Origin of the sequence: Polaromonas sp., assembly GCF_029945925.1 — a bacterium.
Lineage (GTDB): Bacteria > Pseudomonadota > Gammaproteobacteria > Burkholderiales > Burkholderiaceae_C > Polaromonas.
Map to the genome: position 1 here is coordinate 100064 of NZ_JAQSDN010000048.1, position 20257 is coordinate 120320.

General features: G+C 63.3%; 17 protein-coding genes. 13 read left to right on the forward strand and 4 right to left on the reverse strand.

Annotated features, from left to right (window positions below; genetic code table 11):
- The first annotated feature begins 169 nt into the window (after positions 1–169).
- The 6 genes from PSV40_RS16880 (at position 170) to PSV40_RS16905 (ending at position 5600) form a co-directional block, all read left to right on the forward strand.
- Complete coding sequence (locus PSV40_RS16880; RefSeq protein WP_300539952.1) at positions 170–637, forward strand: DUF2721 domain-containing protein; 468 nt, start codon at positions 170–172, stop codon at positions 635–637.
- 87 nt (positions 638–724) lie between these two features.
- Positions 725–1348, forward strand: a complete 624-nt coding sequence (locus tag PSV40_RS16885; protein ID WP_300539953.1) for an isochorismatase family protein — start codon at positions 725–727, stop codon at positions 1346–1348.
- Between the two features lie 102 nt (positions 1349–1450).
- Positions 1451–1738 carry a ferritin-like domain-containing protein gene (locus tag PSV40_RS16890; RefSeq protein WP_293592198.1) on the forward strand — a complete coding sequence of 96 codons (288 nt, stop codon included), beginning with the start codon at positions 1451–1453 and terminating at the stop codon, positions 1736–1738.
- Between the two features lie 212 nt (positions 1739–1950).
- Positions 1951–2445 (forward strand): heme-binding protein, encoded by a 495-nt coding sequence (locus PSV40_RS16895; RefSeq protein ID WP_300539955.1) that lies wholly within the window; start codon positions 1951–1953, stop codon positions 2443–2445.
- A gap of 234 nt (positions 2446–2679) precedes the next feature.
- A complete protein-coding gene (locus PSV40_RS16900; RefSeq protein ID WP_300539957.1) occupies positions 2680–3657 on the forward strand; it encodes an MDR family oxidoreductase in 978 nt (325 codons plus the stop codon).
- Positions 3654–5600, forward strand: a complete 1947-nt coding sequence (locus PSV40_RS16905) for a propionate--CoA ligase (RefSeq protein ID WP_300540077.1) — start codon at positions 3654–3656, stop codon at positions 5598–5600. The genes PSV40_RS16900 and PSV40_RS16905 overlap by 4 nt, the downstream gene beginning before the upstream one ends.
- A 150-nt stretch (positions 5601–5750) precedes the next feature.
- Here the strand turns inward: PSV40_RS16905 and PSV40_RS16910 are convergent, their stop codons facing one another.
- Together PSV40_RS16910 and PSV40_RS16915 are read right to left on the reverse strand one after the other, a co-directional pair.
- Positions 5751–7130: a FecR family protein gene (locus tag PSV40_RS16910; protein WP_300539959.1), complete on the reverse strand. Its 1380-nt coding sequence runs from the start codon at positions 7128–7130 to the stop codon at positions 5751–5753.
- A 66-nt stretch (positions 7131–7196) separates the two neighbouring features.
- The gene (locus tag PSV40_RS16915) at positions 7197–8525 is read right to left on the reverse strand and encodes a porin family protein (protein WP_300539960.1); all 1329 of its coding nucleotides are present in this window, start codon (positions 8523–8525) and stop codon (positions 7197–7199) included.
- Positions 8526–8903: 378 nt separating this feature from the next.
- On the opposite strand from PSV40_RS16915, the gene PSV40_RS16920 reads away from it, so the two are divergent.
- The 5 genes from PSV40_RS16920 (at position 8904) to PSV40_RS16940 (ending at position 16395) form a co-directional block, all read left to right on the forward strand.
- Complete coding sequence (locus PSV40_RS16920; protein WP_300540079.1) at positions 8904–11774, forward strand: 2-oxoglutarate dehydrogenase E1 component; 2871 nt, start codon at positions 8904–8906, stop codon at positions 11772–11774.
- A 54-nt stretch (positions 11775–11828) separates the two neighbouring features.
- Positions 11829–13091: a 2-oxoglutarate dehydrogenase complex dihydrolipoyllysine-residue succinyltransferase gene (gene odhB / locus PSV40_RS16925; protein WP_300539962.1), complete on the forward strand. Its 1263-nt coding sequence runs from the start codon at positions 11829–11831 to the stop codon at positions 13089–13091.
- A 10-nt stretch (positions 13092–13101) separates the two neighbouring features.
- Complete coding sequence (lpdA, locus tag PSV40_RS16930; RefSeq protein ID WP_300539964.1) at positions 13102–14553, forward strand: dihydrolipoyl dehydrogenase; 1452 nt, start codon at positions 13102–13104, stop codon at positions 14551–14553.
- A gap of 88 nt (positions 14554–14641) precedes the next feature.
- On the forward strand, positions 14642–15754 hold the full coding sequence (gene zapE / locus PSV40_RS16935; protein WP_300539965.1) for a cell division protein ZapE: 1113 nt from the start codon (positions 14642–14644) through the stop codon (positions 15752–15754).
- Positions 15751–16395: a hypothetical protein gene (locus PSV40_RS16940; protein ID WP_300539967.1), complete on the forward strand. Its 645-nt coding sequence runs from the start codon at positions 15751–15753 to the stop codon at positions 16393–16395. The genes zapE and PSV40_RS16940 overlap by 4 nt, the downstream gene beginning before the upstream one ends.
- Before the next feature lie 13 nt (positions 16396–16408).
- Here PSV40_RS16940 and PSV40_RS16945 read toward each other — a convergent pair whose 3' ends face one another.
- The gene (locus PSV40_RS16945) at positions 16409–17167 is read right to left on the reverse strand and encodes a protein phosphatase 2C domain-containing protein (protein ID WP_300539968.1); all 759 of its coding nucleotides are present in this window, start codon (positions 17165–17167) and stop codon (positions 16409–16411) included.
- Positions 17168–17251: 84 nt separating this feature from the next.
- Here PSV40_RS16945 and PSV40_RS16950 point away from each other — a divergent pair, with 84 nt between their 5' ends.
- Together PSV40_RS16950 and PSV40_RS16955 are read left to right on the forward strand one after the other, a co-directional pair.
- The gene (locus tag PSV40_RS16950; protein ID WP_096696985.1) at positions 17252–17455 is read left to right on the forward strand and encodes a DUF465 domain-containing protein; all 204 of its coding nucleotides are present in this window, start codon (positions 17252–17254) and stop codon (positions 17453–17455) included.
- A complete protein-coding gene (locus PSV40_RS16955) occupies positions 17455–19461 on the forward strand; it encodes an ATP-dependent DNA helicase (RefSeq protein WP_300539970.1) in 2007 nt (668 codons plus the stop codon). The genes PSV40_RS16950 and PSV40_RS16955 overlap by 1 nt, the downstream gene beginning before the upstream one ends.
- Here PSV40_RS16955 and PSV40_RS16960 read toward each other — a convergent pair.
- Entirely contained in the window at positions 19424–20245 is an 822-nt protein-coding gene (locus PSV40_RS16960; RefSeq protein WP_300539972.1) for an outer membrane protein assembly factor BamD, read from the reverse strand. The genes PSV40_RS16955 and PSV40_RS16960 overlap by 38 nt on opposite strands.
- Between the last annotated feature and the right edge of the window lie 12 nt (positions 20246–20257).

Consider the following 20257-nt stretch of genomic DNA (forward strand, 5'->3'; position numbering starts at 1 on the left):
GGCAGTGCAGCGGCTGAGTGCCCAGTGTGGCCTGCGCCGCCCGCGCTGCCTGTCAGACAGTGGCGACAGTTTGCCGTAGGAAGGCTGCGCCCCCGGCGTTGCAGTTGCGGGTGCTTCGCCTTTTGCATGACAAAATACGGCGGTCCCCCTGACGCCGATGGAGCCCCGGATGAATTTTGCCCCCGACCTCGCGACGGTCACCCACGGCATACAGCTCGCTGTGGCTCCCGTGTTCCTGCTCACGGCCGTTTCCGGCATGATCGCCGCCGTGGCCGGCCGCCTCGCCCGCATCATCGACCGTGCGCGTTTTCTGGAAAACCGGCTGGAAAGTGGTGGCGTGGAGGAAGCCCGGGCCGTGAGGATGTATGCGGAACTGGGCGAACTCAGGCACCGCGGCTGGCTGGTCAACGGCTGCCTGGCCCTGCTGACCTTTTGCGCGATTCTGATCGGGGTGACGATTGTGGTGCTGTTTCTGGGCGAAACCAGCGACCTGCCGGCGCTCAAGATCGCCACCGTGTGTTTTCTCTCCGGCGTATTCTTTTTCCTGCTCGCGCTGCTGTGTTTCCTGGCCGAGACCCTGCTGGCGACGCGCCTGCTCAAGTTTGCGCAACTGCCGATACAACCGCCGACGCCCTGACATTCCCCGGCTTGCGGCGAAGAGGCCTTGCTGCTCTTGCCGTGTTTGCCGGAAGCCATCTTTGAACAAAAACTTTCAGGAATAAACATGTTGCTTGATGCCGATGACTCCCAACTGGTTCTGGTGGACTACCAGGTCCGCCTGATGCCCGCCATTTTTGAAGGTGAGCTTGTGCTCGCCAATGCGCTGCGCCTGGCGGGCATGGCCAGCTTGTTGGCCGTGCCGGTGTGGGGCACGGCGCAGACGCCCGACAAGCTGGGCCCCAACGTGCCCGGGGTCAGCGCTGCCATCGCGGCGGCCGGCGGCCGGACGCTGGACAAGATGCATTTCAACGCCGTGGACGATGGCCTGGCCGAGTGGCTGCGGCCACCCGCGCGCAAGGCCCCCGCGGGAGGCAATGCCCGCAGCCTGCCCAAACACCTGCAGAAAGCCGCGCCGGCGGAAGAAGAAGGGCGGGGCGTCATTGTGATGGCCGGCTGCGAGGCGCACGTGTGTCTGCTGCAGACCGCGCTGGGCCTGCTGGAAGAAGAGTTCGAGGTCTGGGTCGTCACCGACGCCTGCAGCTCGCGCACCGAACGCAACCGCGATGCCGCCTTCGACCGCCTGGCCGGCGCCGGCGCCGAACTGGTGACGACCGAGATGGTGGCCTTCGAGTGGCTGCGCACCGCGGACCATCCGGCGTTCAGGGACGTGTTGGCGCTGGTGAAGTAGGGCGCGCCGTAACCCACCCGGCGAAGCTGCCGAACGAGACCCCTGACCGCCATCCGTTGGCCGGGGTCTGCTATAAGAAGTCATAGCAACAGGAGAAACGCCATGTCCAGTGTTGGTTACCACGAACCCGTCAACGAACTGTCCGACGAAACCCGGGACATGCATCGCGCCATCGTCTCGCTCATGGAAGAGCTGGAAGCGGTGGACTGGTACAACCAGCGCGCCGATGCCTGCAAGGACCCCGACCTCAAGGCCATCCTCCAGCACAACCGTGACGAGGAAAAGGAACATGCGGCCATGGTGCTCGAGTGGATCCGCAGGAAGGATCCGAAGTTTTCCAGTGAGATGAAAGACTATCTCTTTACGGACAAGCCCATCGCGCACAAGTGACACGCTGACTCCTGGCGGCGGAGCCGCCAGCGTTCAGGGTCGTGGCGGGGCTGGTGAAGCGGCTTTGGCCAAATCGGCTCCGGCCGCTAAGATGGCGGTGGACGTGTCCTTCCGGCGTGGGGGATGAAAAGCTGGAACTCTCACGCGCGGCTCGCCAGGCCTATGGAAGTTCCGTCTATTCGTCAACCCAGCGATCTGTAGGAGATACATCCATGCGTACTTCAACCCTTCTGGCCCCTGTACTCTTCGGGCTGACCGGTCTCACCTTTGCACAACAGGCAACGTTTCAGACCAAGTCGCTCACGCCGGAAACGGCGCTTGTCGCGGCCAGCGCCGCCATGGAGGCTTGCCGCAAGCAGGGCTACCAGGTCGGCGTTGCCGTGGTTGACCGTGCCGGCCTGACCCAGGTCTTTCTGCGTGACCGTTTCGCGGGTCCCCACACCGTGGACGTTGCCACGAGCAAGGCGTGGACCGCCGTCAGTTTCCGCACCTCCACCCTGGCGCTGGCGGCGGAAACCCAGGCGGGCAGGCCCATGAGCGGCATTCGCGGCGTGCCGCGCATGCTCGCGGTGGGCGGTGGTCTTCTGATCGAGGGCGGCGGCTCCATTTATGGCGCCATCGGTGTCTCCGGCGCCCCTGGCGGCGAAGTCGATGAGGTATGCGCTCAGGCCGGCATCAAGGCGATCGCCGGCGCGCTGGAGTTCTAACGTCATCGAAGGGGCCCTGTCTGCCCCAAGGGTTGCGGGCTCCATGGCATGGGCCTCTCCACGGCAAAGGGCACCTTGCTGTTCTGGCCGTGGTCGGGGACCCGCTTTTTATCGGAGCTGGCCATTTCCGGTGTACCGACGGCGTCATCGGACTGTCCTGTAAGACCCTGTCAGCCCCATGCAAGTCTGTTATAAATAATTATGAATTCAGTTTTGAAATAACCGGAGACAGCCTTGTTCAAAGCCCTGCAACTCAACAAGTCCGACGCCGGCTTTTCAGCCGCGCTTGTTTCCCTCGATGAAGCCGAGCTGCCCGTCGGCGATGTGCTGGTGCAGGTCGAGTATTCGACCCTCAACTACAAGGATGGGCTGGCCATCACCAACACCGGTCCGGTGGTGCGCAGTTGGCCCATGGTGGCGGGCATTGACGGTGCGGGCACGGTGCTCGAATCCAGCCACGCGGGCTGGAAAACCGGCGACCCCTTCATCCACAACGGCTGGGGCCTGGGCGAGACGCGCTGGGGCCTGATGGCCGAGCGGGCCCGCCTGCAGGGCGACTGGCTGGTCAGGTTGCCGGCCGCCTTCACCACGCGGCAGGCGATGGCCATTGGCACGGCGGGTTACACGGCCATGCTGTGTGTGCTGGCGCTGGAAAAACATGGCCTGAAGCCCGGCGACGGCGAGGTGCTGGTCACGGGTGCCACCGGCGGCGTCGGCAGCGTGGCGGTGGCGCTGCTGGGCAAGCTCGGTTACCGCGTGGTGGCTGCCACGGGCAAGGCCAGTGAGGAGAGTTATCTGAAACAGCTGGGCGCGGGCGCCGTGATGGACCGGGCCGAGCTGGCTGCACCGGGCAAGCCGCTGCAAAAGGAACGCTGGGCTGGGGTGGTGGACGCAGTGGGATCGCACACGCTGGCCAATGCCTGCGCGCAAACGCGTTACGGCGGCGTCGTGGCGGCCTGCGGGCTGGCCCAAGGGGCGGACTTTCCGGTCACGGTGATGCCTTTCATCCTGCGGGGGGTGACGCTGGCTGGCATTGACAGCGTGATGGCTCCGCTGGTGCGCCGCCAGCAGGCCTGGGACAGACTGGCAACGGACCTGGACCCGGCCAAACTCGAAGCCATCGTGGAAGAGGTGCCGTTGAGCCGTGTGGTTGAAAAAGCCGCCGACTTGATGGCGGGCAAGGTTCGCGGCCGCATCGTGGTCAAAATCTGAACCGTAGAACAAAAAACTGGAGACAACGCATGACAAGTTACGCCGATTTTTACCACCAGTCGATAGACCAGCCCGACGCCTTCTGGGCCGAGCAGGCCCGACTGATTGACTGGCAGCAGCCTTTCACGCGTGTCTGCAATTACGACAAGCCGCCGTTTGTCCACTGGTTTGAAGGCGGTACCACCAATCTGTGCCACAACGCGGTGGACCGGCACCTGAAAGACCGGGCCAGCCAGGCGGCGCTGATTTACGTGTCGACCGAAACCGGCATCGAAAAAATCTACAGCTTTGCCGAGCTCCACGGCGAAGTGCAGCGCATGGCGGCCAGCCTCAAGGCGCTCGGTGTGCAAAAGGGTGACCGCGTGCTGATCTACATGCCCATGATTGCCGAGGCCGCGTTTGCGATGCTGGCCTGCGCGCGCATAGGCGCCATCCACTGCGTGGTATTCGGCGGGTTTGCCAGCGGCTCGCTCGCCTCGCGGATCGAGGATGCGACGCCCAAGGTCATCGTCAGTGCCGATGCGGGTTCGCGCGGCGGCAAGATTGTTCCCTACAAGCCGCTGCTTGACGAGGCGATCCGCCTGTCCAGCCACAAGCCCGAGGCGGTGCTGCTGGTGGACCGCGGGCTTTCGCCCATGGAGCTGGTGGCTGGACGTGACCAGTTGTGGTCGGATCTGCGTGCCAGGCACCTGGACGATCAGGTGCCTTGCGAGTGGATGAACTCCACCGACATCAGCTACACGATTTACACCAGTGGCACCACGGGCAAGCCCAAGGGCGTGCAGCGGGATACCGGTGGTTATGCGGTAGCGCTGGCCGCCAGCATGAAACACATTTTCGACGGCCGGCCGGGCGAAACCTATTTTTCGACCAGCGACATTGGCTGGGTCGTCGGCCACAGCTACATCATCTACGGCCCGCTGATTGCCGGCATGGCGACGCTGATGTACGAGGGCCTGCCGACGCAGGGCCTGGACAAGCAGCCCGACGGCGGCATCTGGTGGCGCCTGGTCGAGAAGTACAAGGTCACGGCCATGTTCAGTGCGCCGACAGCGGTGCGCGTTTTAAAGAAGCAGGACCCGGCGCTGCTCAAGAAATACGACCTGTCCAGCCTGCGTGCCTTGTTCCTGGCCGGCGAGCCGCTGGACGAGCCGACCGCGCGCTGGATCAGCGAAGGCCTGCAGGTACCCATCATCGACAACTACTGGCAGACCGAAAGCGGCTGGCCGATTCTGACGATTGCCAACGCGGTCGAGAAAAAGGCCAGCAAGTTCGGCAGTCCAGGCATTCCGATGTACGGCTACAACGTCAAGCTGCTGCATGAATCGACCGGGGAAGAGCTGACACAGCCGAACGAAAAGGGCGTCGTTGTTCTGGAGGGCCCGACACCACCGGGCTTCATGCAGACCATCTGGAAAGACGATGCCCGTTTCGTCAATACCTACTGGAAAAGCGTGCCCGGCAAGATGGTCTACAGCACCTTCGACTGGGGCATACGCGACGAGGACGGTTACTACTTCATCCTGGGCCGCACCGACGACGTGATCAACGTGGCGGGACACCGCCTGGGCACGCGCGAGATCGAGGAAAGCATTTCCGGCCATGCCGGTGCAGCGGAGGTGGCGGTGGTCGGTGTGGCTGACAGCCTCAAGGGGCAGGTGGCCATGGCGTTTGTGGTGCCCAAGGACAGCGGCGTGCTGACGGACAGCGGTGCCGCGCTCAAGCTCGAAGGCGAGATCATGAAGCGCGTGGACCAGGACCTGGGCGCGCTGGCGCGGCCCTCACGTGTGCGTTTTGTGTCGGTGCTGCCGAAAACCCGCAGCGGCAAGCTGCTGCGGCGCGCGATCCAGGCTGTGTGTGAGGGGCGCGACGCAGGCGACCTGACCACCATGGACGACCCGGCGGCGCTGCAGCAGATCAGGGACCTGATGGGCGCAGCCTGACAGCCCGGGGCGCGCTTTTTGATGCAAAAAGTGGTGCTGGCGCTGATGGTGCGTGCGCCATAAGCTATGAAAAATGTAGCACTTCGGCTGTTTCAACGGCCTCGAGCAGGTGCAGGCACGCCGTCGCGGTCGCCTGCGACCGGACCGCGGCTATTTCTTGAAAACCACAGCGCCGGTGATCATGCCGGCGCCGGGGTTCCTGGCATAGGTCAGGCCCGCATAGGCTGCATTGGTGCCGACGAACATGCCCTGGATATAGGTGCCATTGAAAGACGGCGTGCTGCCGGATGCCGAGTCCGTGAAGTTGCCGAACGAGGTGTTGATGGCCACCGTGATGGCATAACCCGTCTGGAAATTGACCGAGAAGGTCGCGCTGTTGAGCGTGCCGGCAACACCGTTTTGCGTGGGGGCCGTGTTGCCCAACAGCGTGTAGTTGGCAACGCCGGTGTAGAACAGGGATGAAAGTTCTGCCTGTGCCGTGGGCCGTCCTGCGACGTAGTGCACGTTAGCCAGCGAGAGGACGCTCGGATCTTCTTTCTGACCGGTGGTCCACATTCCCCAGCCGATAAAGTTGGCGTCGCTCACATTGCCGACAGACTTGAAACTGGTCACCGGCTGCGCTGTGCCGGCTTCCGACCACTTCGGCGTGTTGGCCGAGGTGTCCTGCAGCTTGAGCAGCTTGTTGTCGCTGAAAACGGTCGTGGCTCCGGCGCCGGTCGACAGGGTGTGCGGCGAGCCACTGTTGACGCCGACTGTGGCGACCTTGATGTCCGTGAAGGTGCGCTCTACGGGCTGCGTGGTGGTGGTATTGGTGGTGGTCGTGGTCGTGGTCGTGGTCGTTGTCGTTGCCGCCTTCTCCGTGACAATTTTTGCTTTGCCGGCGTCGTCCACCTTGTCACCCGCCACGACAGGCTCCTTCCGGGTGTCGGGTGTCGCGACCTTGGGCTGTTCGCTGGTACGCACCGGCGGCGTCACGTTGTCGAGAACCTTGACCGACTCGCCTGCCACCAGGCCGATACAGCCGCTCTGGTTGCAGACCTCGATTTTGTCGAGTTCGCTGGTGATGCCCAGTGAACCGTCCGGGTTATAACCGACCTTGAAGCCCGAGCCGCGGATACCGATGGTGGCCGTGGTGGTGGTGAGTTTGTAGTTGTCGCGGTTGCGTTTGCCGATCAGGCCGGTGATGGCGCGCATGCTGCCACGCAGCAGGTCAACGAGGAAGCGGTCTTCCCTGGGGTTGTTCTGGTCGACATAGCTGGCGATCCTGAACTCCGTGTTCGGTTGCAGTGAAACCAGGCCACCGTCGGTGAACCGGACCTGGGCCCGGCCATCACCCCCGGTGACGATGGCATGGCCGCTGTCTATGTTCCCGCCTTTCGCAAGGGCAGTGATCCGCCCATCCGCCTGCCGGACGTTGACTTCACCGGCAGTGAACTGGGCGATCCCGGCCAGCGCCTGGACCTGCAGCGGCCAGGCGACCGCCAGCACCATCAGCAGGGCGACATTTTTCAGCTGGAAGGGATGTTTCATGGTGTGGCCCTGGCGGATCGTTTGATGGCGGAGCTTGGGTAAAACGGCAACGGCGGGTGCGGCTGCCTAAAAATCCTTGCGCACGGTCACGGACAGCACGCGCTTGCTGAAGTCTGAAGTGGCGATGTTGGAGTTTGTCCTCAGCAGCGACAGTTGCGGTGTCACGCGCCAGCTCACGACAGGAACCCAGGTCAGGCCCAGATTCAGGTTGGTCTGCCGGTCACGGCGCTTCACCAGGAAAAGCGGGTCGGCGCCGCCGTAGTGGCGCGTTTCATACCCGGCGTTGGCGAACAGGTCCACGTCCGCGTTGATGGATTGCTGCAGCCCGGCGCGCAGGCCTGCGAGCCGGTGCCCGAGGTGGGGTACATTGGCCGCGCGCTCGTTTTCAGTGCCGGCATACACGCCGCCGAAGGCCAGCAGGCCGCCACGGAACGCCCTGGCGTAGGACGTGCCCAGCACATGGCGGTAGGCATCGCGCAGATTCTGGCCGGGGTAACGCAGGGTGGACAGCTGCAGGTAGGTGGTCCACTGGCTGGCGCCGTCCGGCCTGTGGGTCCATTCGCCCACCACGCCGCGCTGGTCGCGCACGGTGGTGTTGTCGGCGGCATAGGTACCGATCTGGGCTGCCGCGGTGAACTCGTCCTTGCCGATCCGGTAGCTGGCCCCGCCGCTCACGTCAAACTGGCGGGTGTCGAAATCGTTGTGATCCTGATTGAAGCGGTAATTGCCGGAGGCGCTGGCAATCAGCGACAGGCGCGGGTCGATCACGAAACGTCCGGAGACCCCGGCGCCCAGGCTGTAAAAATCGTCTTTCAGTTTGACACCCGCCGGACCCAGGGTCAGTACCAGTCCCCCGAGCGATGGCACGGCCACGTTGGCATTGCCGGGACCGCTGTTGATGTTGCTGTCGATGCCGGCGGCGGTTTCGACATAGGTCCTGACAGAAGACCTGGCGGCCTCTTCATTGCGGTCAATGGCTTGCAGAAATTCGTCGATCCTGCGGGCCACTTCGGCAGGGATGGCGTCCCGTTTTGTGTCCCGCAGCACTTGCCGCGCGGCCTGGTAGTCGCCCAGCGCAAACAGGGCGCGGCCCAATTCGGCGCGGGCGCGCGAGTTGCCCGGCTGGACCGTCAGCACCCGTTCGAGCGCAAACACGGCACGCGTGAACTGGCCGGTGTCATTGGCGGCGATGCCAAGGACGGTGTCAAAGTCAGGGTCGCCCGCGCGTTCTGCCTCCACAGCGGCGAGCCGGTCAAACGCTTGCTGCGCCTTGCCTTGTTCCACCAGCGTCAGCGATTCACGAACCAGTACGTCGGCTTCGGCATGCACCGCGCCGGCAAGCGCTGCGGAAAACCAGGCGGCGGACATTAGAAAAACGAAGCGTTTGAATGACATAGGCAACTGACCCAGGAAAAACCATTGGACGCCGATGGTTTTATATCACGCGTAACAAAAAGGCAGCATGTATTACGGTGACTTTGGCCACGCTTGCCGATGTTTCGGTATACCGGCCTGGACTGGGGCGCCTGGTGTCTCGGTCCAGCCGTCAACTGACAGATTCACGACAAAACCCGGGCGCCCGGTTGGCGGTCCGGTTTTCAGCATTTCGGCATTCGGTGGCACAATCGAGCGTGTTTCTGAAGGCCCTTCCTTGCCACAGTCGCATCCGCTAATCGGTCCAGCCGTGTTGCGGAAGGTTAATCAACCAGCCACATCCTGCTGTGGCCAGCTAATGTTTCCCCAAGGGAAACGGAGGTCAGCGTAATGAGTTCAATTCCGGCGGCATCGTCCGTCTATTCGGCCTATCAAGGCAACACCTATCTCTTCGGCGGCAACGCGCCCTATGTCGAAGAGATGTACGAAAACTACCTCGCCAATCCCGGCAGCGTGCCCGACAACTGGCGCGAGTATTTTGACGCCCTGCAGAACGTCCCTGCCGTCGATGGCAGCAACGCCAAAGACGTGCCGCACCTGCCGGTCGTCAACGCCTTCGCCGAACGCGCCAAGCAGGGCCAGACCCGCGTGGTGGTGGCCAGCGGTGCCGACTCCGAGATGGGCCGCAAACGCACGGCCGTCCAGCAGCTGATCGCCGCCTACCGCAACGTCGGCGCCCGATGGGCCGACCTCGACCCCCTCAAACGCGCCGAGCGCGACAACATTCCCGAACTGGACCCGTCTTTCTACGGTTTCAGCGATGCCGACCAGGAAACGGTGTTCAACACCAGCAACACCTTCTTCGGCAAGGACACCATGAGCCTGCGCGAGCTGCTCAATGCGCTGCGCGAGACCTACTGCGGCACCATCGGTGCCGAGTACATGTACATGACGGACCAGAACCAGAAGCGCTGGTGGCAGCAAAAACTCGAAGCCATCCGCAGCAAGCCCAATTTCACGCCGGAGAAAAAACGCCACATCCTGGATCGCCTGTCGGCGGCGGAAGGCCTGGAGCGCTTCCTTCACACCAAATATGTCGGGCAAAAACGCTTCTCGCTCGAAGGCGGCGAAAGCTTCATCGCCAGCATGGACGAGCTGATCCAGCGTGGCGGCAGCATCGGCGTGCAGGAAATCGTGATCGGCATGGCCCATCGCGGACGCCTGAACGTGCTGGTCAACTCCCTGGGCAAAGTGCCGGCCGACCTGTTTGCCGAGTTTGAACACACCGCCCCCGAAGACCTGCCCAGCGGCGACGTCAAGTACCACCAGGGCTTCAGTTCCGACGTGACCACCCCCGGTGGGCCGGTGCACCTGAGCCTGGCATTCAATCCCTCGCACCTGGAGATCGTCAACCCGGTGGTTGAGGGCTCGGTGCGCGCCCGCATGGACCGCCGCGCCGACCCCAAGGGCCTGCAGGTGCTGCCGGTGCTGGTGCACGGCGATGCGGCGTTTGCCGGGCAGGGCGTGGTCATGGAAACCCTGGCCCTGGCCGAGACCCGGGGTTACTCCACCGGCGGCACGGTGCACATCGTGATCAACAACCAGATCGGTTTCACCACCAGCGACCCGCGCGACAGCCGTTCCACGCTGTACTGCACGGACGTCGTCAAGATGATCGAGGCGCCCGTGCTGCACGTCAACGGCGACGATCCGGAGGCGGTGGTGCTGGCGACCCAGCTCGCGCTCGAGTTCCGCATGGAGTTCCAGAAGGACGTCGTGGTGGACATCATCTGTTTCCGCAAGCTGGGCCACAACGAGCAGGACACGCCGGCGCTCACGCAGCCGCTGATGTACAAGAAAATTGCGCAACACCCCGGTACCCGCAAGCTGTACGCCGACAAGCTGGCGGCGCAGGGCATGGGCGAGACGCTGGGTGACGACATGGTCAAGGCCGTGCGCGCCGCGCTGGACGCCGGCAAAAGCACCTTTGACCCGGTGATCACCAACTTCAAGAGCAAGTACGCGGTGGACTGGAGCCCTTACCTGGGCAAGAAGTGGACCGACGCCGGCGACACCGCCATTCCGATGGCCGAGTGGAAGCGCCTGTCCGAAAAAATCAGCACCATACCGACGACGGTCACCGCCCACCAGCTCGTCAGGAAGGTGTACGACGACCGCGCTGCCATGGGCCGCGGTGACATCCCGGTGGACTGGGGCATGGGCGAACACATGGCGCTGGCTTCGCTGGTGGCCAGCGGCTACCCGGTGCGCCTGTCCGGTGAGGACTGCGGACGCGGCACCTTCACCCACCGCCACTCGGTGATCCACGACCAGAGCCGCGAGAAGTGGGATACCGGCACCTACGTGCCGCTGCAGAACGTGGCCGAGAACCAGGCCCCGTTTGTGGTCATCGACTCCATCCTGTCGGAAGAGGCGGTGCTGGCGTTCGAATACGGCTATGCCTCCAACGATCCCAACACGCTGGTGATCTGGGAAGCCCAGTTCGGCGACTTCGCCAACGGCGCGCAGGTCGTGATCGACCAGTTCATCGCCTCGGGCGAGGTCAAGTGGGGCCGTGTCAACGGCATCACGCTGATGCTGCCGCACGGTTACGAAGGCCAGGGGCCGGAGCACAGCTCGGCGCGCCTGGAGCGCTTCATGCAGCTGTCGGCCGACACCAACATGCAGGTGGTCCAGCCGACCACGGCCAGCCAGATCTTCCATGTGCTGCGCCGCCAGATGGTGCGCAACCTGCGCAAGCCGCTGGTCATCATGACGCCCAAGTCGCTGCTGCGCAACAAGGATGCCACCTCGCCACTGTCCGAGTTCACCAAGGGGGGCTTCCAGACGGTGATTCCCGACAGCGGTGGGCTCAAGGCCGACAAGGTCAAGCGTGTCGTCGCCTGTTCCGGCAAGGTCTACTACGACCTGGCCAAGAAGCGCGAGGAAAAGGGCGCCGACGACGTCGCCATCCTGCGCGTGGAGCAGCTCTATCCCTTCCCGCACAAGGCCTTCGCGGCCGAGCTGAAGAAGTACCCGAATGTCACCGACATCGTCTGGTGCCAGGACGAGCCGCAGAACCAGGGCGCCTGGTTCTTCGTGCAGCATTACATCCATGAAAACATGGCCGAAGGCCAGAAGCTGGGTTACTCGGGCCGTGCGGCCTCGGCGTCCCCGGCCGTGGGGTATTCGCACCTGCACCAGGAACAGCAAAAAGCGCTGGTAGACGGCGCTTTCGGCAAGCTCAAGGGCTTTGTCCTGACCAAATAAGAGGGCTGCGCCGGCTGGCGCACCCCATCGAACCCACAACCCGAAAGAATTCACATGGCTATCGTAGAAGTCAAGGTCCCGCAGTTGTCCGAATCCGTGGCGGAAGCCACCATGCTGCAGTGGAAGAAAAAAGTTGGCGATTCCATCGCCATCGACGAAATCCTGATCGAGATCGAAACCGACAAGGTGGTGCTGGAAGTGCCCGCGCCTGCCGCCGGTGTCCTGTCCGAGATCCTGGTCGCCGACGGCGGCACGGTCACGGCCGAACAGCTGATTGCCAGAATCGATACCGAAGGCAAGGCCTCTGCTGCCGCAGCAGCGCCTGCGGCCGCCGTCGCAGCCACCCCGGCAGCCGCGCCCGCCGCGGCTGGGGGCAGTATGGCCGGCGTACCCATGCCCGCAGCGGCCAAGCTGATGGCCGACAACCAGCTGGCTTCCGGCTCGGTTCCCGGGACCGGCAAGGACGGCCGTGTCACCAAGGGCGACGTGCTCGGCGCGGTGGCCGGCGGTGCCCCATCTGCTCCTAAATCAGTAGCTGTCAGCGCAATACCTACGGGCGCTCCAGCCACTTCCTTGCCTCAAGTGGCAGCGCCGGCCAAGGCCAGCGACCTGGGCGACCGTCCCGAGCAGCGTGTGCCCATGAGCCGCCTGCGTGCCCGCATTGCCGAGCGTCTGCTGCAATCGCAATCGACCAATGCCATCCTGACCACCTTCAACGAGGTCAACATGGCGCCCGTCATGGAGATGCGCAAGAAGTTCCAGGACCAGTTCACCAAGGAGCACGGCGTGAAGATCGGCTTCATGAGCTTCTTTGTGAAAGCCGCCGTGCATGCACTGAAGAAATTTCCGGTGATCAATGCGTCGGTCGACGGCAATGACATCGTCTACCACGGCTACTTCGACATCGGCATCGCGGTCGGTTCGCCGCGCGGCCTGGTGGTGCCCATCCTGCGCAATGCCGACCAGATGAGTTTTGCCGAGATTGAAAAGAAGATTGCCGAGTTCGGCAAGAAGGCCCAGGACGGCAAGCTCGGCATCGAGGACATGACCGGCGGCACCTTCTCGATTTCCAACGGTGGCACCTTCGGATCCATGTTGTCGACCCCGATCATCAACCCGCCCCAGTCTGCCATCCTCGGTGTGCATGCCACCAAGGACCGCGCCGTTGTAGAGAACGGTCAGATCGTGATCCGCCCGATGAACTACCTCGCCATGAGCTACGACCATCGCATCATTGACGGCCGCGAAGCCGTGCTCGGCCTGGTGGCCATGAAGGAAGCGCTGGAAGATCCGGCACGTCTGTTGTTTGACATCTAAGGAGCCATACATGTCCAAACAATTCGACGTGATCGTCATTGGTGGCGGTCCCGGCGGCTACATTGCCGCCATCCGCGCCGCCCAGCTGGGCTTCAACGTGGCCTGTATCGACGAGTGGAAAAACGCCAAGGGCGGACCGGCCCTGGGTGGCACCTGCACCAACACCGGCTGCATTCCGTCCAAGGCCTTGCTGCAATCGTCCGAACACTACGACCATGCCGCTCACCACTTTGCCGACCATGGCATCGAGGTCAAGGGTCTGGGCCTGGACGTCGCGAAGATGCTGGCGCGCAAGGACACGGTCGTCAAGCAGAACAACGACGGCATCGTCTACCTGTTCAAGAAGAACAAGGTCACCTTCTTCCATGGCCGGGGCTCTTTCGTCGCGGCGAAGGACGGTTTTTATGACATCCAGGTGGCCGCTTCGACAAGCTCAGGACAGGCCGGTGCAGCCGAGGAAACCCTCTCCGGCAAACACGTCGTCGTGGCCACGGGTTCGAATGCCCGCGCCTTACCCGGCGCGCCTTTCGACGAGGAAGTGATCCTGTCCAACGACGGCGCCTTGCGCATCGGTGCGGTTCCCAAGAAACTGGGTCTCATAGGTTCTGGTGTTATCGGCCTGGAAATGGGCTCGGTCTGGCGGCGCCTCGGTGCCGAGGTGACCATTCTGGAAGGCCTGCCCACTTTCCTGGGTGCTGTTGATCAGCAGATCGCCAAGGAAGCGCACAAGGCCTTTGTCAAGCAGGGCCTGAAAATCGAGCTCGGCGTCAAGGTCGGCGAGATCAAGTCCGGCAAAAAAGGGGTGTCCGTCGCCTGGACCAATGCCAAGGGCGAGGCCCAGACGCTCGATGTCGACAAGCTGATTGTCTCGATCGGCCGGACTGCCAACACCATCGGTCTGGCGCCCGAAACGGTGGGCCTGAAGCTCGACGAGCGTGGTGCCATCGTGGTCGACGAAGAATGCAAAACCAATTTGCCCAACGTCTGGGCGGTTGGTGATGTGGTGCGCGGCCCCATGCTGGCGCACAAGGCGGAAGAAGAGGGCGTGGCGGTGGCCGAGCGCATCGCCGGCCAACACGGCCATGTCAACTTCAACACCATTCCCTGGGTGATTTACACCAACCCCGAAATCGCCTGGGTCGGGCAGACTGAAGAGCAGCTCAAGGCGGCGGGCCGGGCCTACAAGGCCGGCACCTTCCCCTTCATGGCCAACGGACGCGCACGCGCCTTGGGCGATACCACCGGCATGGTGAAAATGCTGGCGGACGCCGCCAGCGACGAAATTCTCGGTGTGCACATCGTCGGCCCCTTCGCCAGCGAACTGATCGCCGAATGTGTGGTGGCCATGGAATTCCGTGCCAGCGCAGAGGACATTGCGAGAATCTGCCACGCCCACCCGTCGCTCAGCGAGGCCACCAAGGAGGCGGCGCTGGCCGTCGACAAGCGGACGCTGAATTTCTGACGATGTTTACCCCCACGTTCCCCCACTTCGTGTGGGTCTCTGCCCCCCGGGGGGGCCCAGCCGCCTTGGGGCGGCCCGGCGGCGGCTGATGGTCGTCCCGCGAGGGTCGGTGCGTTCGGATTACGAGTCTGCACTGAAGACGCGGGGTTACACCAGTGACCCCGCCCAGTTGCAGGCGGTGGACGCGCTGGAGCGTTGCGCCACCGAGTGGGCGGCATTCAAGGAGAAACGTTCCAATCCGCTCAAGAAGCTGATCAACCGGCCCGACATTCCGCGCGGAGTTTACATGCACGGCGGGGTGGGGCGCGGCAAGAGTTTCCTGATGGACTGTTTTTACAACGCGGTTCCGCTCAAGCGCAAGACGCGCCTGCATTTTCACGAGTTCATGCGTGAAGTCCACCGTGAACTGCGCGACCTCCAGGGCACGGTCAATCCACTCGACGAGCTGGGCAAACGTATTGCCAAACGTTACCGCCTGATCTGCTTTGACGAGTTTCACGTCGCCGACATCACCGATGCAATGATTCTGCACCGCCTGCTGGCGGCGCTGTTTGACAACGGCGTGGGTTTTGTCACCACCTCCAATTTCCATCCCGACGACCTGTACCCGAACGGCCTGCACCGGGACCGTATCTTCCCGGCGATTGCGCTACTCAAGCAGAACCTCGAAGTGATCAGCGTGGACAACGGAACCGACTACCGCCGGCGCACGCTCGAGCAGGTCAGGCTCTACCACACGCCGCTGGGGCCGCAGGCAGATGCGGAGATGGAGGAAACTTTTCAGCGGCTGGCGGAGTCTCACGATGAGTCGCCGGTGCTGCACATCGAATCACGGAAAATCCATGCCAGACGCAAGGCGGGTGGTGTCGTCTGGTTCGATTTCAAGACCCTGTGCGGCGGGCCGCGTTCACAAAATGACTACCTGGAAATCGCCACCCAGTTTCACACGGTGCTTCTCAGCAATGTGCCGCATATGCCTGTGCGCATGGCGTCCGAAGCGCGGCGTTTTACCTGGCTGGTTGATGTGCTGTACGACCGGCGTGTCAAACTCATCATGTCGGCGGAAGTCCCCCCTGAGGCGTTGTACACGGAAGGGCCCCTGGCACACGAGTTTCCCCGGACGGTGTCCAGGCTCAATGAAATGCAGTCTGCCGAGTTTCTGGCGCTGGAGCGCCGAAATGTGGATACCACCCTGACATGAAAAAACTGTTTCTTTTCCTGCTGCTTTCCACCCTGGGTTTCGCCTCAAGCGCTCAGACCCAGGATGAACTGCTGTCGGCCGCCACCGATCGCGAACGGCAGCGCATCAACGCCGAGCGCGCCATCCTGGAGGCGGCGTTTGATGCAGAAGAAGACGCCTGTTACAAGAAGTTTTTTGTCAACAGCTGTCTCAATGCCATCAAGCCCAGACGGCGCGAGGCGATGGCCGACCTGAAGTTCCGGGAAGTCGCCCTCAACGAGCAGGAGCGCCGGCAAAAGGCCGCCGAGCAGGTTCGCAAGACCGAGGAGAAATCGTCGCCCGAGGCCGAGCGGCAGGCCGCTGAGCGTCGCGCCACGGCGCTGGAAGACACCAAAGCCCGTGAAGAGCGCACGCGCAAGAAGGCCAGCGACCGCAGCGATCTGAAACAGAACGAAGCATCCAATGCGGCCGAGGCTGCCGGCAAGGACCAGGGCTCGAAGGAGAGGGCCAAGGCTCGTGCGGACAAGCAGGCCGCCAGTGCCAAAGAGGCCCAGGTTTACAAGGACAAGCAGCAGGAAGCGCAGGAGAGAAAGGCCACCCGCGAACAGAGGCTGCGCGAGCAGACCAAGCCGGCGGCCAAGCCTTTACCTGGACCTGGATAAGGTCAAGTCAGAGTCAGGCCAGCGCCTCGAGCTTGACGATGACCAGTGACAGGTTGTCGCCGCCGCCATGGGCCCGCGAGCGTGCTTTCTGGATCAGGAATTCAGTCGCCTCGCGCGGCGACAGCATGGACAGGGCCGAACCCATTTCACTGGGACTGAAATAGTGCCAGACACCATCGCTGCAGGCGATCAATGAATCGCCCGGGCCCAGTTGGGGAATGTAGTGCTGGCTCACCGGCGGCACCTCCTCGGTGCCCAGGCAGCCCATCAGGATGTTGGACTGCGGATGCACGTTGGCCTCTTCCTCGGTGAGTTCACCCTTATCCACCAGTGTCTGGACATACGAGTGGTCGGTGGTCCGCTTGACCAGCTTGGCGCCGCGAAAATGGTAGATACGCGAGTCGCCGGCATGCACCCAGTGGCAGTCGCCGCCCGGATTGATCAGAAACGCAGCCAGCGTGCTGTGCGGCTCCTGTTCGGCGGAAATGGCCGTGAGTTTGATCACGGTGTGGGCCTCTTCCACCAGCTGTTTGAGCATGGCCACCGCATCGTCGGTGTCGGGGGCATAACGCTCGAACAGCTGTTTGGCGGTCATCATGACCTGGTCGGACGCCTTGCGCCCACCGCTTCGGCCACCCATGCCGTCGGCCACGATGCCGAGCATGCACCCGGCGATGCGCGGATGGCTGAGCAGGGCGACCTGGTCCTGCTGGTAGTCGCGGTCTCCCTTGTGGATACCGGTTGACGCCGTGATTCGATAACCTTTGGACATATTGAAATGGCCGAGTCATGTGGACTCGATTTATCTCCGTAATCGACGTATTATCAGATGAAGCTGCCCGCCCGGATAAAAAACTTGGACTTCAACCTGCACTCCCCGGAGCGTCGCCTCATAGACCTCAAGATCGAACATGCGGATCTCAATGCGCTGGTGGACCTCACCGCACATGCCGTACCGATTGACGAGTTGATGCTCAGGCGCCTGAAAAAACGCCGTTTGCTCCTGCGCGACCTGATCTCCCAGCTCGAACTGGCCCTCGACCCCCCCGAACCCGCCTGATGAACCTGGAATCGCAAGTCCTGGAGGCTTTTGCCCCCGAAGGTGTGCTGGCGCGCGCGGCCGAGCATTTTGTCCCGCGCAGCGGACAGACCGACATGGCCCTGGCCGTGGCGCGCGCCATCGACGGTGCGTATCCGCTGGTGGTGGAGGCCAGCACCGGTGTTGGAAAAACCTTTTCCTACCTGGTGCCGGCCCTGCTCAGCGGGGAGCGGGTGCTGCTGTCCACCGCCACCAAGGCCTTGCAGGACCAGCTGTTCGGACGTGACCTGCCGGCCCTGGTCAAGGCCCTGGGCGTGCCGGTCAGCACCGCCCTGCTCAAGGGGCGCGGCAGTTACCTCTGTCTGCACCGCATCGAGATGGCCCGCCATGACGCGAACTTTCCGGAGCGCAGCTCGCTTCGCGCGCTGGCCAAGGTGGAGGAGTGGGCACGCGCAACGGATACCGGCGATCTGGCTGAACTTCCCGGGCTGGACGAACGCTCACCGGTGATCCCCTGGGTGACCTCGACCCGGGAGAACTGCCTTGGCGCCCAGTGCCCGCGTTTTCGCGCCTGCCACGTCAACCATGCACGCCGTGAAGCGCTGGCGGCCGACGTGGTGGTGATCAACCACCACCTGTTTTTTGCGGATCTGGCGGTCCGCGAATCGGGCGTGGCCGAGCTGCTGCCGACAGTGCGCATTGCGATTTTTGACGAGGCGCACCAGCTTAATGAAACCGGCGTGCAGTTTCTGGGAAAAAACCTGTCGACCGGGCAACTCCTCGATTTTGCGCGCGACATGCTGGGCACCGGGCTGCAACTGGCGCGCGGCCTGCTGGACTGGCAGGCGTTGGCCGGGGCGACCGAACATGCGGCCCGTGACCTGCGTCTGTGTGTGGGCAAAGCCTACCCGGGTAGCAAGCTGCGCTGGACCGATGCTGCGCCCGAAGGCCTGGCCCCCGTCGAATGGGCGCAGGCGCTGGCGGACGTCGGCACCGCGCTGGCTGGCGCCTGTGAGGCCTTGAACACAGTCAGCGACATCGCACCGGACTTTGTGCGCCTGCACGAGCGCGCGGCCGAACTGGCGGCGCGCGCCCATGCATTTGCGCTGGCGCCCGAGCCCGGCGGTGTTCGCTGGCTGGATGTGGGCACCCAGCTGCGGCTGGTGGAATCCCCGCTCGATATCGCCCAAGCCATCCATGCCAGGGTGTTCAGCGACGACAAGGCGGCTGCCAAAACCTGGATATTCACCTCGGCCACCTTGGGCGACGATGCGCAATTGAGCTGGTTCACGCAGCCCTGCGGTTTGACCGACGCCACGACGCTGCAGGTGGGCAGCCCTTTCGACTATGCGCGTCAGGCTGCGTTTTACATTCCGCGAAACTTCCCCAAGCCCGGCGACCCCACGCACACGGCTGCGGTGGCGGCCTCGGCAGCGGACTGGGCACGCCGGCTGGGCGGCCGCACCATGGTCCTGACAACGACCTTGCGCGCCCTGCGCGCCATCGGCGAGGCCCTGCAGGCGAGTTTTGGGAATTCGGCCGACATCGAGGTGCTGGTGCAGGGGGCCATGCCCAAGCGGACCCTGATTGAGCGTTTCCGCCAGGCCGACAGCCGCGGCGGGCGCGGCTGCGTGCTGGTGGCGTCCGCCTCCTTCTGGGAAGGCATCGATGTGCCGGGTGATGCGCTGCAACTGGTGATCATCGACAAGCTGCCGTTTCCGCCGCCCAACGACCCGATGGTGGAGGCCCGATCGCGGCTGTTGGAGTCAGAAGGCAAAAGCGCTTTCAACGACTATTTCCTGCCGGAAGCCGCCGTCGCGCTGAAGCAGGGCGCCGGGCGCCTGATACGCCGTGAAACCGATCAGGGCGTGCTGGTGGTCTGCGACAGCCGCCTGGCCTCCATGGGTTACGGCAAGCGCCTGCTGCGTGCGCTGCCGCCCATGCAGCGCCTGGCCTCGGAGGAGGAGTTGAACGAGCGGCTGGATCTGCTTACCAGAACTTGTACCAGGGCCCATCCACCGACTTGAAACCCTTGGACAGGTAGTCGCTCTGGGGAAAGCTTCTTTCCATCACGCGTTTGGTGTCGTCGCGCAGCTGGGTCATGTTGAGGGCGTCATAGGACTTGTACAGGATGAACAGGGCTTCTTCGAGCACCGGCACATCGCGGTAGTCCGCAATCGCGGTTTGCGCACGGTTGATGGCCGAGATATAGGCGCCGCGGGTGTAGTAGTAGCGGGCCACATGGACTTCATACTGGGCCAGGGAGTTGACGATGTAGTTCATGCGCAGGCGTGCGTCGGCCGAGTATTTGGACTCGGGAAAACGGTTGACCAGCTCCTTGAAGGACTCGAAGGACTCCTTGGCGGCCTTCTGGTCACGCTCGGACAGGTCCTGCTTGTACAGGAAGCTGAACAGGCCCAGGTTTTCATTGAAGTTGACCAGGCCCTTGAGATACAGGGCATAGTCGATCGCCGGGCTGGCCGGGTGCAGCTTCATGAAACGGTCCAGCGTGGCCAGTGCCTGTGCCTGCTCGCCACTCTTGAACTGGGCATAGGCTTTTTCCAACTGGGCCTGCTGCGCCAGCGGCGTGCCGGCCGCGCGGCCTTCGAGCTTTTCAAACAGCGGCACGGCCTTGTCGTAGGCGCCGGAATTCGCTTCGTCCCTGGCTTCCGTGTAAATCTTGTTCGGACTCCAGTTGGCCGTGGGGTCCTTCACGGTGGAGGAGCATGCCGACAGGACGAATGCACAGACAAGCATGGCCGCTGCCGCGGGGCGTGTGGCTGGAACAACCGATAATTTGGTGGAAAACATCGCAATTGATCC